Genomic DNA, 13,229 nt, shown 5'->3' with positions numbered 1-13,229 from the left:
GTCGCGAGGTGCTCCCGATGCCGCAAGGTCGTCCCGTCGCCGTGCTCGGTGGCGTTCGCATTCCGTTCTGCCGCCAGAACACCGCCTATGCGGACGTCGGCAACCTCGGCATGTCGGTGCGCACGCTCGGCGCGCTGGTCGAGCGCTTCGGCCTGCACGGCCAGCAACTGGGCGAGGTCGCGATGGGTGCGGTGATCAAGCACGCCAGCGACTGGAACCTGGGCCGCGAGGCGGCGCTGTCGTCCGGCCTGTCGCCGCTGACGCCGGGCATCACCCTGCAGCGCGCCTGCGGGACCTCGCTCGACAGCCTGATCACCGTCGGCAACAAGATCGCCGTCGGCCAGATCGAGGCCGGGATCGGCGGCGGGTCCGACACCACCTCCGACGTGCCGATCGTCTACGGCCAGAAGCTGCGCCGCCGCCTGCTGCGTGCCGCGGCGGCGAAGACCACCGGCGACAAGCTGCGCGCGTTCGGCGGATTCCGCCTGCGCGAACTCAAGCCCGACTTCCCCGGCGTGGCCGAACCGCGCACCGGCAAGTCGATGGGCGAGCACTGCGAGGACATGGCCAAGGAATGGAACATCGCCCGCGACTCGCAGGACGAGCTGGCGGTGGCTTCGCACCACAAGCTGGCCGCGGCCTACGAGCGCGGCTTCTTCGACGACCTGGTGGTGAGCTTCCGCGGCCTGGCGCGCGACAACATCTTGCGCCCGGACACCTCGATCGAGAAGCTGGCCACGCTGCGGCCGGCCTTCGACCGCGCCACCGGCCGCGGCACCCTCACCGCCGCCAACTCCACGCCGCTGACCGACGGCGCCGCCGCCTGCCTGCTGGCCAGCGAGGACTGGGCGCGCACGCACGGGCACGAGCCGCTGTGCTGGCTGCGCGACGCGCACGTGGCCGCGGTCGACTTCGTCCACGGCGAGGGCCTGCTGATGGCGCCGACGGTGGCGGTGGCGGAGCTGCTGCGCCGCAACGGCCTGGCCCTGCAGGATTTCGACATCTACGAGATCCACGAGGCCTTCGCCGCGCAAGTGCTGTGCACACTGCGCGCCTGGGAAAGCGAGGACTACTGCCGCAACCGGCTGGGCCTGGAGGCGCCGCTGGGGCGGATCGATCCGGAGAAGATCAACCCGGTCGGCTCGTCTCTGGCCACCGGCCATCCGTTCGCCGCCACCGGCGCGCGCATCGTCGCCACCGCCGCCAGGCAATTGGCCGAGCGCGGCGGCGGCCGCTGCCTGGTGTCGATCTGCACCGCCGGCGGCATGGGCGTGGTGGCGATCCTGGAACGCTGAAGAGCTAGGAACGAGAAACGAGGAACGAGGAACGAGTGGGAGCACCGTTCCGGCGCCGTTTGCCGCGCCACCCTCTCGTTTCTATTTCCTCGTTTCTCGTTCCTAGCTTTTTCATTCCCGCAACCGTGGCATGCCGTGCTCGTCGCGGTCCTCGCCGGCGGCCTCGTCGAAGATGCGCTGGCGCAGGTCGCGGTCGGCGAACGCCTCGATCGGCTCGCCACGGCCGGCACGCAGCGCGTTGCGGTAGCACAGCCGGGCGCGTGCTTCGTCGCCGCGCGCCTCGTAGCCGTGGGCGAGCGCTTCCCAGGCCTCGCTTCCGGCGCCCTGCGCCAGGGCGCGGTGCAGGTAGCCCTCGGCCTGGCTCCACTGGTCCTGCTCGCTCGCCAGGCGCGCCAGGGTCAGCAGCAGCGCCGGGCTCGACGGGTGCTTGCGCAGCCAGCGTTCGGCGACTTCGCGGCGATGCTCCAGGCGGCCGAGCGGCAGCGTGCCGTAGCGTTCGGCCAGGGTTTCGTCCCAACGTACATCCAGGGCCTGTTCCAGGCTTTTGGTCGCGGCTTCCTCCCAGCGCAGCGCGGCGGCGCGATCGGCATAGGCAGCGACCACCGCCGGTTCCGCCCTGAGGGTCTTGGACAGCGCCTCCCAACGATCGGCCAGCACGTTGGCGTCGTCCGCCTCGCGCAGCGACGCGGCCGCCCACTGGATCTCGTACTCGGCCAGGCGCGATTCCGGCATTGCCTGCTGCTGGCGCAGTGCGCCGAGCAGTCCGTAGGCCTGGGCGGCCTGCCCGGACGCGGCCAACGCCTCGGCACGCAGTGCCAGGCCGCGCGGCGGCAGCGGCTGTGCCGCCGGTGCGTCGAGCGCGACCAGCGCGTCGACGGGGCGGTCTTCCGCCAGCGCCAGCTCGGCGGCGGCGATCGCGCGCGATCCGGCATGGCGCTCGCCGAAGCCGTCGAGTTGCTGCCGTGCCCGCGCCGCGTCGCCGCGCGCCCATGCGGCCTGGGCGGCGGCCACCCGCGCCGGGCCCTCGGCATGCGGATCCTCGGCCGCCTGCGCCAGCAGCTTTTCGGCGCGGGCGTAGTGTCCCTGGTGCAACGCCTCGAAGCCGTCGCCCAGGCGTGCGCGGCTCTGGCGGTCGCGGTGCCGGTTCCAGCTCCGGAACGGAAAACTGAGCACCCGCCACAGCAGCCACAGCACCAGCAGCGCCAGCACCGCGATGCCGATCGCCTTGACCAGGGTGGTGGTGTAGTCGTAGCCGCCATAGCGCACCAGCACGAAGCCATGGTCCTGGGTGAGCAGCATCTGCGCCAGCAGCGCGCCGAGCACCGCCAGGACGATCCAGAACAGCAGGTTTCGGAACAGGTTCATGTCGGGTGGCTCCTTGGCGACCGCTACACGGTAGCCCGGTTCATGTCGGCGGCGCGTGGAGTGGGTGGTCGGGATGGGAGGGATTCGCGGGCAGGTTATACGGGAAGGCAAGCCGAACAGGCCCGGTTCCATGCGGAGACCCGGCGTGCCGCCGCCGCTTGCTGCCGTAGAGCGGAGCTTGCTCCGCTGCTGCTGCTCGGCCGGGCTCGAGGTTCATGGTTCGGACATCAGCCGAAGTGCTTTTCAACAGCGCAGCTGGCCAAGCGCTTCACGCCAGCAGCAGGCTGGCCATCCAGTTTGCTTTCTGTATCAGATCAAGATGGATCCCGGCTTGCGCCGGGATGACGAGCAGAGGCACTAACGCTCTCCCGAATCCCGAATCAGCGCCGCATGCGCAACGCGCGCAGCTGCTCCAGGCTGCTGCCGAGCATGGGCAAGTCCGGCGACAGCGGCAGTCGCCGCAGTTCCGCCAGCGCCGCCCGCTGCGTGCGCAGGGCCTGCGAGTCCGGCCACAAACGCGTCAGCCAGGCGTCGGCGCGGGCCAGCGCCGCGCGCAGGCCGTCCTCGTCGCGGCGCTCGATCGCGGCCTGTGCCAGGGTGAGTTCCAGCTGCAGTGCGGCCAGCCCGGCGGCGCGGTCGGCCGGCTCGACCGCCAGCGCGCCGTCGCTGCGCCGCACCTCGACCAGTCGCACGAACGCGCGCTGCCACCAGCTCGGGGCGTCGGCGGCATCGGCGGGTGTCCGTATCGGTAGCGCCGTCAGCGCGGCCGCCAACGCGTCGAGACGGCCGGCGGCGATCCGGCGCGGGTCGTCGCCGAGCGCCTCGAGCGCGGCCCGCTCCTGGGCCAGGGCCTGGCGCAGGTCGACCAGGCCGGGATCGGGATCCTCGACCCCGGCCAGCTGCTGCGCCGCCAGCGCGTAGGCGCGGCGGGCGCCGTCGAGGTCGCCGGCCAGGCGCAGGCGCTGCTGGCCCTGGCCGAGCAGCAGCTCGATCTCGTCCAGCCGCAGCGCCTGGGCACCGGACCGCCGCGGATCGGCCAGCGCGGCCAGGTTGTCCTCGAGGATCGCGGCGCGCTGGCCGATGCCGAGCAACTCGTCGCGCAGCACCCGGTTGGTGGCTTCGGCCTGCTGCAGGCGCTGGCTCTGCGCGCGCAGTTCGCCGCGCAGCCGGTCGCTGCGCGCTTCCAACGCCGCCAGGCGCTGGACGGTGTCGTCGGCATCGACGCGGCGGGCGTCTTCCTGCGCCGTCCACCAGCGCCAGCCGGCCCAGCCGCCGCCGAACACCAGCGCCAGCGCCAACAACCACGCCACGCCGTGGCCGCGCGGGTGCGGGGCGGCCGTCTTTTGAATGGGGTCGGGGGCGGCGTCGGTCATGGCGGAGGGGGTCGGGGGCAGGCCGGCATCCGCCGGCCGCGCGATGCTACCGGATCGCCGGCTCGGTAACGCGCTCCAGCGCCGCCGCCAGCAGCGAACGCGGCCGTGCATCGGCGGCGATCGCGATGTCGGTGAAGCCTCGCCTGCGAGCCAGCGCCGCCAGCCGGGTGCTGGCCGCGAGCACGCGCGCCCGGCGCAGGCGCGTGGTCGCGTCGGCCGGTAGCGCGGCGAGGCTGCGTTGCAGCGCCTCGCCGCTGCTCAGCGCCAGCAGCAGCGGCGCGGTCGTCGCGCGCAAGCGCGCCAGCGCACGCGGCGAAGGGGCGACCGCGACCCGAACGTACACGTCGGCGCGCAGCACGCGCGCGCCGCGCCGGCGCAGTTCGGTGGCGATGCGGCCGCGGCCGCCGGGCGCGGTGACCAGGCCGACGTCCGCCCCGCGGACTTCGCGCAGTGCCGGCAGCGCCAGCACGCCTTCGCTGTCCATCCGCGCCGGCGCAATCGCCCCGGCGATCCCGGCACGACGCAGCGCGTCCCGGGTGCCCGCACCGACGCCGAGCCAGAGCTGCGCGCGCCGTGGCCGCAGCGGCAGCAGCGCATGCGCGGCGCGCACCGCGGCCGGGCTGGTGAAGATCACCCGCGACGCGGACAGCGCGCGTCGCAGCGTGCGCGCGCTGTCGGCGTCGTCGCGCGCGACCAGTCGCCACGGCGACAATGCGAGCACGCGCGCGCCGTGGCGCGCCGCCGCCTGCCGCAATCCCGCGTGACCGCCGACGGGCCGCAGCGAGATGACGTAGCATCCCTGTAGTGCCGCGGAAGCCGTCGTGCCTGCCATGCGCGCCAGCTTGCTGGCTGCCGGCAGCGCCCGCAAGCCGTGTAGGCACTCAATCCCGGTTCCCCCAGGCATTCCCCCCAGATCAGGACTCCTTCGCGGATGACTCTCGATGAATCCCTGCAGGCGCTCGCCGCCCATTACCAGGCCATGCCGCCGGTGGCGGCGATGCACGTGCGCGTCGCCGGCTACGACGGCGAGCGCCTGCGCCTGCACGCGCCGCTGGCGCGACACCTCAACGACAAGGGCTGCGCCTTCGGCGGCAGCCTGGTCTCGCTGATGACGCTGTCCGCATGGGGCCTGGTCTCGCTGCGCGTGCAGCAGGCCGGCCTGCAGGCCGACGTGTACGTCGCCGACACCGAGGTGCGCTACCTGGCCCCGCTGTTCGCCGACCTCGAGGCCGAATCGCAGCTGGCGCCCGAGGGCTCCTGGGACGACTTCACCGCCACGCTGCGCGCACGCGGCCGCGCCCGCGCGACCCTGGTCGCGCGCGTGCCGCTGCCAGACGGCGGCATCGCCACCACGGCCCGCGCGCGATACGTGGCGATCGCAAAGCGGTAGCATTCGCGCAATACCGGAGGGGAAGACGATGCGGATCATGGGCAAGGGCGTGTTGCTGTTGCTGGCGGCGCTGGCGTTGGCCGCATGCGCCAGCGGCGGCAAGAAGATGAGCGAGCTGCAGCGGCTGCAGTACGCCTATTCGGCGGCGATCCGCTGGGGCGACTTCGAAGGCGCGTGGAAGCTGGTGGACCCGGAGTACCGCGAGGCCAACCCGATGACCGAGCTGGAATTCGAGCGCTACAACCACGTGCAGGTCTCGGCCTACCGTGAGCGCGGCGCGCAGGTGCTGGACGACGGCACCGCGGTGCGCGAGATCGAGATCGGGGTGATCAACCGTCACAACATGACCGAGCGCTCGGCGCGCTACACCGAACAGTGGCGCTACGACCCGGAAACCGGGCAGTGGTGGATCAGCAACGGCCTGCCGGACCTGTGGGCCGGCCAGTGAGCCCGGCCGCGCCGGCAACGGCAACTTTGCGCTGCGTCCCGCGCTGGGCGACAATCGCCGCCCGCTGTCTCCTGCACCCGGCCCCGTGAATCTCGAAGAACTGCTGGCGTTCGCCGGCCGCCATCAAATGCTGTCCCTGGCCCTGGTCGGCCTGACCCTGGCCCTGATCGCCACCGAGATCGCGCGCCTGTTCCGCGGCTTCAAGGGGCTGCGTCCGGCGGAACTGACCTCGCTGGTCAACCGCGACAACGCGCTGGTGGTCGACCTGCGGCCGATGGCCGATTTCGAGAAGGGCCACATCCCCGGTTCGAAGAACGTGCAGATGAGCCAGTTCGATCCGGAGAGCAAGCAGCTGAACGCGGCCAAGGCGCTGCCGGTGGTGCTGGTGTGCAAGACCGGGCAGACCGCGTCCGGCGCCGCGTCGCGGCTGAAGAAGGCCGGCTTCGAGCACGTGTATGTGCTCGACGGCGGCATCGCCGGCTGGCAACAGGCCGACCTGCCACTGAGCAAGGGCCGCGGCCGCTGAGCCATTCGCGCGTCACGGCGCAATGCCATAATCGCCCTCTTTTCCCATTACAGCTGGAGTTTTCCCACCATGGCCGAGCAACAACCCGACAACGCCAACGGCGCCGCCGCTCCCGCGCAGCCCGCCGGAGCCCAGTTCAGCGTCGAGAAGATCTACGTCAAGGACGTCTCGTTCGAGTCGCCGAAGGCGCCGCAGGTGTTCAACGAGCAGGCGCAGCCGCAGCTCAACATGAACCTCAACCAGCGCGTGCAGAAGGTCGGCGAGACCGGCTACGAGGTAGTGCTCGGGATCACCCTGACCTGCACCCTGGGCGAGGGCGAGGGCAACACCGTGTACGTGGCCGAGGTGCAGCAGGCCGGCGTGTTCGGCCTGTCCGGATTCGAGTCGAACGTGCTCGATGCGATGCTCGGCACCCATTGCCCGAACGTGCTCTATCCCTATGCCCGCCAGCTGCTCGGTGAGCTGATCCAGGCCGGCGGCTTCCCGCCGTTCCTGCTGCAGCCGATCAACTTCGAGGCGCTCTACGCCGAGGGCCTGCGCCAGCGCAACGCCAAACAGCAGCCGGGCGCCGGCAACGGCGACACCGAGACCGTCGGCAACGCCTGACCGATGGCGACACCGCCGTCCGTCGCGGTGCTGGGCGCCGGTTCCTGGGGGACCGCGCTCGCCGCGCTGATCGCCCGGCATCGCGCTGCCACGGTGCTGTGGGGCCGCGACGCCGGCATCATCGAGGCGATCGCGCGGCAGCGCGAGAATCCGCGCTACCTCCCCGGCGTCACCCTCCCGGAGTCGCTGCACGCGACCACCGATCTCGGCGCCGCCCTGCGCGGCGCCGACCTGGTGCTGGTGGTGGTGCCCTCGCACGCGTTCGCCGAGACCCTGCAGGCGCTGGCGCCGCTGCGCCCGGCGCACGCCGGCGTGGCCTGGGCGACCAAGGGCTTCGAGCCGGGATCCGGGCGTTTCCTGCACGAGGTCGCCGCCGGGACCCTTGGCCCCGATGTTCCATTGGCGGTGGTGACCGGTCCATCGTTCGCGAAGGAAGTCGCGGTCGGGCTGCCGACCGCGCTGACGGTGCACGCCGACGACGAGGGCTTCGCCCAGACCGTCGCCGACGTGCTGCACGGCCCGGCCTTCCGCGCCTATACCGGCGACGACATGTGCGGCGCCGAACTCGGCGGCGCGATGAAGAACGTGCTGGCGGTCGCCACCGGCGTCGCCGACGGCATGGGCCTGGGCCTGAACGCGCGCGCCGGGCTGATCACCCGTGGCCTCAACGAAATGCTGCGGCTCAACATCGCGATCGGCGGGCGCCCGGAGACGCTGATGGGCCTGGCCGGCCTCGGCGACCTGGTGCTGACCTGCACCGGCGACCTGTCGCGCAACCGCCGCCTCGGGCTGGCGCTGGGGCGCGGCCGCTCGATCGAGGATGCGGTGCGCGAGATCGGCCAGGTGGTCGAGTCGCTGCAGACCGCCGACGAGGTGATGCGCCTGGCCGACCGCCACGGCATCGAGCTGCCGATCGCCAGCAACGTGCGCGACGTGCTGCACGGCGACATCACCCCGGCCGAGGGCCTGGCGCGGCTGATGGCGCGCGAGCGCAAGGCGGAATATCCGGCGAGGTTGTTTGAGACCGGGGATTCGTGATTGGTGATTCGTAAAAGCAGGAGCGCGGCTTCGACCCCGCTCTTGCCAATCACGAATCACCAATCACGAATCACGGCTCAAAAAAAAGACCCGGCCGTTACCGGCCGGGTCGATCGCGATTTTTTCGGGGGAGAGAGAGAATCGATCGCGATGGTGCGGGGTGTGCCGGTGTGCTTACCAGGTGAAGCGCGGGCCGACGAACCACTGGGTGTCGCCGTCGGCGAACTTGACGTCGCCGCTGACGCCCCAGTTGGGAGTGAACTTCACCTGCGCGCCGAGGCGGCCGTAGAAGTCGTCGGCATCGCTGCCGTAGTCCTCGTAGCCGGCCATGGCATAGCCTTCGAGATTGGTGGTCAGCGCGCCACGCACGCCGACCTCGGCGCTGTAGCCGTCGACATCGACATCCACGAAGTTGTTGCTGGCCTCGAACTTCTCGTAGGCGACCCGGGTCACCAGGTCGGCGCGCGGCGAGATCTCATGGTTGTAGCCGATACCCAGGCGCCACTGGTCGACATCCACTTCCCCGGTCAGGGGCTGGGAGTCGAACTCCTGGGCGCTGTAACCGCCAAACGCGTGGAAGTTGGGATGGAAGGCGAACGAGGCGTTGGCGCCGAAGCCATCGGCGTCGGCATCGCTGTTGGTGGCGCTGTAGCCGCCTTCGACGTAGTTGTAGGAGACGCCTTCGGCGGCGTGGGCGGCGGCGAACGGCAGTGCCGCGGCCAAGGTCAGGGCAAGCAGGGAACGTTTCATTGGAAAGCCTCTCTGTTGGAAGCGTTTGTTATTCGAAAAAGGCCGGCCCGGGTGGCGAGGGAGGGGGAGGGAAGTGCACTTCAGTGGCTGAAAGCACGACCACCACCCGGGCCGGTGCGTGCATTGTGCGAGGGCAAGCGCAACATGGCCTGAATAGTGAACCGGAAAGTTCAGGAACTTTTTCGCGCCATTCAGGTACGCGCTGGAGAACGCGGGCGCGCTGCATCGTGATTCCCGTGCTGCAGGCGCGGATGGCTTGCCGGGCAGATTCGGCTGTCGCAGGAGTCGACATCCACCATGCGCGAATGCGTGGGCGTTCCACTGCAGGGCCGTGGGGCTTAAAGACTTCTTAAAGCCACCGGCGCAAGGTCGTCGCTCCCCCGATCCGCGACGGAGATCATGCATGTCCGCGCCTGCCCTGTTGCATCCGCATCTGTCCACCCCACCCGTCGCCGGCCGTGTCCGGCGGTCCGGTGTCGCGCCAGCGTCCGTCGCCGGCCCGGCGGCGATCCGTCCGGCCCGTGCCGAAGATTGCGAGACGCTGCTGCGCCTGTGCCGCGAACATGCGCGGCGCGCGGCGCTCGAGCGCGCGCCGTTCGGACCGGGACGGGGCGATGCCCGCGACCTGGTGGAGGCGCTGTTCGATCCGCCGGTCCGGGTCTGGGCCTGGATCGCCGAGGCCGACGGCGAGGCCATCGGCTACGCCGGTGCGGTGGCCGGTTGCTCGCTGCTCGAGCGGGGCAACTACTTCCAGCTCGAATCGCTGTACGTGCGGCCGCAGGCGCAGGCGCAGGAGCTCGAGCGCCGGCTGTTCCTGCAGGCGCTGCGCATGGCGCGCACGCTCGGCTGCCTGAACCTGCAGTGGCGCCTGCCCGCGGCGCAGGCCGCGCGCATCGAGGCGCAGCTGCCGGCGGCGGCGGTGCGCACGGACTCGGTCCACTACGTGCTGCCGCTAGACGACCGCACCGTGGATCGTGCGGCGCGTGGCCGCTGACCGGCGTGGGCGCGCCAGGGTCCGGCGTCCGCGCATCACCACGCTCCGCATCCTCTTGCTCGGACTGGTGCTGGTGATGGCCTATCTCTCGCTCGATGCATGGGGCGGCGCGCACTATCCCGGCTCGCCGCAGTTCCGCGACGGCGGCTTCCGCAATCCGGTCGAACCCAGGACCTTGGGCTGGCGCGAAATTCCGAAGGCGTGGTGGAGCTTCATGTTCGACCGGCCGGCGGGCACCACGCCGCCCGCGCCGCTGCCGGTGGAGGCGCTGGATCTGCAGCAGCTGGCGGATGCCGCCGACGGCACCGTGTTCCGGCTCGGCCATTCGACCGTGCTGATGAAACTGGCCGGCGGCTGGTGGCTGACCGATCCGGTGTTCTCCGAGCGTGCCTCGCCGCTGCAGTGGGCCGGACCGCGCCGGTTCCATCCGCCGCCGATCACGATCGAGCAGCTGCCGCGGATCCGTGCGGTGATCCTCTCGCACGACCACTACGATCACCTCGACAAGCAGGCGGTGCGGGCGCTGGCGGAGAAGACCGACTGGTTCCTGGCGCCGCTGGGCGTGGGTGACCTGCTGATCCGCTGGGGCGTGGATCCGGCGCGCGTACGGCAACTGGACTGGTGGGACGCGACCACCATCGGCACCGTGCGCCTGGTGGCGACGCCGGCGCAGCATTTCTCCGGGCGCCGGCCGTTCGCCGGCAACCCGACGCTGTGGGCCTCATGGGTGATCCAGAGTCCGGAGCTGCGCCTGTTCTTCAGCGGCGACAGCGGCTATTTCGACGGCTTCCGCGAGATCGGCGAGCGCTACGGCCCGTTCGACCTGACCCTGCTCGAGTGCGGCGCCTACGATCCGTCTTGGGAGGGCGTGCACATGCTGCCCGAGCAGACCCTGCAGGCGCACCTGGACCTGCGCGGCCGCTGGCTGCTGCCGGTGCACAACGGCACCTTCGACCTGGCGATGCACCGCTGGGACGATCCGATGGAGCGCATCGCGCGGCTGGCCGCGGCGCGCGGGGTTTCCGTGACGCTGCCGCGCATCGGCCAGGCCGTGCCGGTGCGGCAGCCGCCGGCGCTCGAACCCTGGTGGCGCACGCCGCGGGAACCGGCACCGGATGCCATCGACACCGGCGCCACCGTGGAATCGGCACGCTAGGAAAGCCAGGGCTCCAGGCCGAATCGAAATTCACCTCCCCCCCGCAGCCGATCCCTTGTAGGAGGGGCTTCAGCCCCGACGCGTCGAAGATTGCGGCAGGCAACCAGCAGCGTGTGGCGTCCGGGAAGCCGCGTGCGTGGCCCTTTTTCGTTTCTCGGGGTCGGGGCTGAAGCCCCTCCTACAGGGGCATTGGCGCCGAGGGGCGCGGTGGGAGATGCGTGTCGCTCGCTCTAGCGGTGACCGGTGTCGTGGCGCGCCGGAAACACCAGGCGCACGCCGAAACCGCGGCCGTCGATGCCGCTTTCCGCCTGCACGCTGGCGCCATGCGCGCGGGCGATGCGCGCCACCAGCGACAGCCCGATGCCGCTGCCGCGCTCGCCGTTGCCGTTGCTGCCGCGGAAGAAGCGCTCGAAGATCCGCCCGCGTTCGTCGTCGGCGACGCCGGCGCCGTCGTCGCGCACGGTCAGCACGCTTTCCTCCGGCGACTGCCGGCAGGCGATCTCGACCCGTCCGCCCTCGCGGCCGTAGCGCAGGCCGTTGTCGAGCAGGTTGCGGACCAGGATGCCGAGGTCGTCGAGGTTGCCGGCGACGATGCAGGACTCGGTGTCGAGCACGATCCGCTGCCGCTTGCGCGCGGACACGAGCTCGAACTCCTGGGCGACCATCTCGATCACCTGCGCCAGGTCGACAGGCTGGCGGCGGCCCTCGCCGCGGCCGCTCTCGACGCGCGCCGAATCGAGCAGCTGCTGCGCCAGGCGCGAGGTGCGCTCGATGCCGCGGATCAAGCGGTCGAGCGCCTCGCGGGTGTCGTCCGGATTGCTCGAGTGCAGCGCCACCTGGGCCTGGGTGAGCAACGCGGCCAACGGCGTGCGCAGTTCGTGCGCGGCCTCGCTCAGGAACTGGCGCTCGTTCTGCAGGGCATGGTCGAGGCGCTGCAGCAGCGTGTTGAACGAATCCACCAGCGGCCGCACCTCCGCCGGCAATCCGGTCCCCGGCAGCGGCGTCAGGTCCAGCGTCTCGCGCGCAGCCATCGCCTGCCGCACCCGCAGCACTGGCTGCAGCGACCAGCGCACCACCGCCCACACCGCCAGCGCCAGCCCGCCCAGCACCAGCAGCGCGGTGATCAGGCTGGTGTGCGCCCAGCGCTTGATTTCGTAATGCTGCAGGGAGGCGTCGTGGCCGACCTGCACCTGTACCCGTCCGTCGGCATCGCTGACCGCGAACACGCGCCACGGGACGCCTTCGACCAGCACGTCGGCGTAACCGTCGGAGAAGTCCGCGCGCATCGGCCCGGCCGGCGCATGCGCCGAGGCGACGATGCCTTCGCGGCGCGCCAGCACCCAGACCTGGAAATGCAGATTGTCGAACTTGCCCGTCAGCGCGGTGGTGTCGCGCGGCAGCCGCAGGCGCGGACCGGCGCCGGTGGCCTCGATGTCGCCGGGCAGCGACAGCAGGATCTGCTCGGCGATGCTGCGCAGCGAGCGGTCCCACAGGCCGCTCTGCTGCCGGGTCATCTGCTGGTACTGGCAGCCGAACCAGATCGCCCAGGCGGCGAGGACGACCAGCGTCAGCACCACCAGCAGCCGCGCCCGCAGCGATCGCATCATTCCGGATCGCCCAGGCGGTAACCGTAGCCGTGCACGGTGACCACGATGTCCCCGCCGAGCTTGCGGCGCAGCTGGTGGATGTAGACCGCCACGGTGTTGCTGCCGATCGCGCCGTCGCCGCCGTAGATGCGGTCCTCCAGGCGTTCGCGGTCGAGCACGCGCCCCTGGCATTCCATCAGCGCCAGCAGCGTGCGGTACTCGTGCACCCCGAGGGGCACCGGCGTGCCGCCGCGGGTGACGCTGCGCTCGGCCGGATCCAGCACCACGTCGCGCCAGCGCAGCTGCGGCGCCACCCGACCACGGCTGCGGCGGACCACCGCGCGCAGCCGCGCCAGCAGCTCGTCGCGCTGGAACGGCTTGACGATGTAGTCGTCGGCGCCGCTGTCGAGGCCGCGGATGCGATCGCTGAGCTGGTCGCGGGCGGTGATGATCAGCACCGGGGTGGTGTCGTAGCGCGCGCGCATCGCCGCCAGCACGTCGAGCCCCGAGCCGCGTGGCAGGCCCAGGTCGAGCAGCACCGCCACGTAGGCGTGGTCGACCAGGGCCAGCCGCGCCGCGGCGACGTCCTCGCTGCGGTCGGCGCGCCAGCCGTCCTGCGCCAGCGCCGCCGCGAGTGCGTCGCCGAGCATGCGATCGTCTTCGACCAGGAGCACGGAGTCCATGGGGCGCGGGAACTGCAAT

At 71.4% G+C, this 13,229-nt stretch carries 14 protein-coding genes; 8 read left to right on the top strand and 6 right to left on the bottom strand.

Annotated elements, in window-relative coordinates; translation table 11 throughout:
- Positions 1-17: 17 nt before the first annotated feature.
- Complete coding sequence (locus tag AB5T46_RS14100) at positions 18-1,295, top strand: acetyl-CoA C-acetyltransferase (protein ID WP_370564648.1); 1,278 nt, start codon at positions 18-20, stop codon at positions 1,293-1,295.
- 111 nt (positions 1,296-1,406) lie between these two features.
- On the opposite strand, the gene AB5T46_RS14095 is transcribed toward AB5T46_RS14100, so the two are convergent.
- The 3 genes from AB5T46_RS14095 to AB5T46_RS14085 all read right to left on the bottom strand — a co-directional run bounded on the left by AB5T46_RS14095 (position 1,407) and on the right by AB5T46_RS14085 (position 4,865).
- On the bottom strand, positions 1,407-2,660 hold the full coding sequence (locus AB5T46_RS14095) for a heme biosynthesis protein HemY (RefSeq protein WP_370564647.1): 1,254 nt from the start codon (positions 2,658-2,660) through the stop codon (positions 1,407-1,409).
- Positions 2,661-3,040: 380 nt separating this feature from the next.
- A complete protein-coding gene (locus AB5T46_RS14090; RefSeq protein ID WP_370564646.1) occupies positions 3,041-4,033 on the bottom strand; it encodes a hypothetical protein in 993 nt (330 codons plus the stop codon).
- 46 nt (positions 4,034-4,079) lie between these two features.
- Positions 4,080-4,865, bottom strand: coding sequence for a uroporphyrinogen-III synthase (locus AB5T46_RS14085; protein ID WP_370564645.1), 786 nt, complete (start codon positions 4,863-4,865; stop codon positions 4,080-4,082).
- Between the two features lie 99 nt (positions 4,866-4,964).
- Here AB5T46_RS14085 and AB5T46_RS14080 point away from each other — a divergent pair, with 99 nt between their 5' ends.
- The 5 genes from AB5T46_RS14080 (at position 4,965) to AB5T46_RS14060 (ending at position 8,041) form a co-directional block, all read left to right on the top strand.
- Positions 4,965-5,423, top strand: a complete 459-nt coding sequence (locus AB5T46_RS14080) for a YiiD C-terminal domain-containing protein (protein ID WP_370564644.1) — start codon at positions 4,965-4,967, stop codon at positions 5,421-5,423.
- A gap of 28 nt (positions 5,424-5,451) precedes the next feature.
- Positions 5,452-5,871, top strand: coding sequence for a hypothetical protein (locus tag AB5T46_RS14075; RefSeq protein WP_370564643.1), 420 nt, complete (start codon positions 5,452-5,454; stop codon positions 5,869-5,871).
- Positions 5,872-5,956: 85 nt separating this feature from the next.
- Positions 5,957-6,397: a rhodanese-like domain-containing protein gene (locus tag AB5T46_RS14070; RefSeq protein ID WP_370564642.1), complete on the top strand. Its 441-nt coding sequence runs from the start codon at positions 5,957-5,959 to the stop codon at positions 6,395-6,397.
- 69 nt (positions 6,398-6,466) lie between these two features.
- Positions 6,467-7,003, top strand: coding sequence for a protein-export chaperone SecB (secB, locus tag AB5T46_RS14065; RefSeq protein ID WP_149195159.1), 537 nt, complete (start codon positions 6,467-6,469; stop codon positions 7,001-7,003).
- Between the two features lie 3 nt (positions 7,004-7,006).
- Entirely contained in the window at positions 7,007-8,041 is a 1,035-nt protein-coding gene (locus AB5T46_RS14060) for an NAD(P)H-dependent glycerol-3-phosphate dehydrogenase (protein WP_370564641.1), read from the top strand.
- A gap of 174 nt (positions 8,042-8,215) precedes the next feature.
- Here the strand turns inward: AB5T46_RS14060 and AB5T46_RS14055 are convergent, their stop codons facing one another.
- A complete protein-coding gene (locus tag AB5T46_RS14055) occupies positions 8,216-8,791 on the bottom strand; it encodes an outer membrane beta-barrel protein (RefSeq protein ID WP_370564640.1) in 576 nt (191 codons plus the stop codon).
- Positions 8,792-9,194: 403 nt separating this feature from the next.
- Between AB5T46_RS14055 and AB5T46_RS14050 the strand changes: the two genes are divergently transcribed.
- The gene (locus AB5T46_RS14050; protein WP_370564638.1) at positions 9,195-9,785 is read left to right on the top strand and encodes a GNAT family N-acetyltransferase; all 591 of its coding nucleotides are present in this window, start codon (positions 9,195-9,197) and stop codon (positions 9,783-9,785) included.
- Between the two features lie 76 nt (positions 9,786-9,861).
- Complete coding sequence (locus AB5T46_RS14045; protein ID WP_370564718.1) at positions 9,862-10,941, top strand: MBL fold metallo-hydrolase; 1,080 nt, start codon at positions 9,862-9,864, stop codon at positions 10,939-10,941.
- Positions 10,942-11,171: 230 nt separating this feature from the next.
- On the opposite strand, the gene AB5T46_RS14040 is transcribed toward AB5T46_RS14045, so the two are convergent.
- Entirely contained in the window at positions 11,172-12,548 is a 1,377-nt protein-coding gene (locus AB5T46_RS14040) for a sensor histidine kinase (protein ID WP_370564637.1), read from the bottom strand.
- A complete protein-coding gene (locus AB5T46_RS14035) occupies positions 12,545-13,210 on the bottom strand; it encodes a response regulator transcription factor (protein WP_370564636.1) in 666 nt (221 codons plus the stop codon). The genes AB5T46_RS14040 and AB5T46_RS14035 overlap by 4 nt, the downstream gene beginning before the upstream one ends.
- Between the last annotated feature and the right edge of the window lie 19 nt (positions 13,211-13,229).

This window comes from Luteimonas salinilitoris, from assembly GCF_041300785.1.
In the GTDB taxonomy this organism is placed as follows: domain Bacteria; phylum Pseudomonadota; class Gammaproteobacteria; order Xanthomonadales; family Xanthomonadaceae; genus Luteimonas; species Luteimonas salinilitoris.
Note: the sequence above shows the minus strand (reverse complement) of the source record. Positions and strands in the feature narration are given on the sequence as shown.

Coding starts and splice junctions, on each gene's coding strand:
- AB5T46_RS14075 (WP_370564643.1), top strand. CDS start 5,452: ATGCGGATCATGGGCAAGGGCGTGTTGCTGTTGCTGGCGGCGCTGGCG.
- AB5T46_RS14035 (WP_370564636.1), bottom strand. CDS start 13,210: ATGGACTCCGTGCTCCTGGTCGAAGACGATCGCATGCTCGGCGACGCA.
- secB (WP_149195159.1), top strand. CDS start 6,467: ATGGCCGAGCAACAACCCGACAACGCCAACGGCGCCGCCGCTCCCGCG.
- AB5T46_RS14085 (WP_370564645.1), bottom strand. CDS start 4,865: ATGGCAGGCACGACGGCTTCCGCGGCACTACAGGGATGCTACGTCATC.
- AB5T46_RS14050 (WP_370564638.1), top strand. CDS start 9,195: ATGTCCGCGCCTGCCCTGTTGCATCCGCATCTGTCCACCCCACCCGTC.
- AB5T46_RS14055 (WP_370564640.1), bottom strand. CDS start 8,791: ATGAAACGTTCCCTGCTTGCCCTGACCTTGGCCGCGGCACTGCCGTTC.
- AB5T46_RS14100 (WP_370564648.1), top strand. CDS start 18: ATGCCGCAAGGTCGTCCCGTCGCCGTGCTCGGTGGCGTTCGCATTCCG.
- AB5T46_RS14095 (WP_370564647.1), bottom strand. CDS start 2,660: ATGAACCTGTTCCGAAACCTGCTGTTCTGGATCGTCCTGGCGGTGCTC.
- AB5T46_RS14090 (WP_370564646.1), bottom strand. CDS start 4,033: ATGACCGACGCCGCCCCCGACCCCATTCAAAAGACGGCCGCCCCGCAC.
- AB5T46_RS14080 (WP_370564644.1), top strand. CDS start 4,965: ATGACTCTCGATGAATCCCTGCAGGCGCTCGCCGCCCATTACCAGGCC.
- AB5T46_RS14060 (WP_370564641.1), top strand. CDS start 7,007: ATGGCGACACCGCCGTCCGTCGCGGTGCTGGGCGCCGGTTCCTGGGGG.
- AB5T46_RS14040 (WP_370564637.1), bottom strand. CDS start 12,548: ATGATGCGATCGCTGCGGGCGCGGCTGCTGGTGGTGCTGACGCTGGTC.
- AB5T46_RS14045 (WP_370564718.1), top strand. CDS start 9,862: ATGGCCTATCTCTCGCTCGATGCATGGGGCGGCGCGCACTATCCCGGC.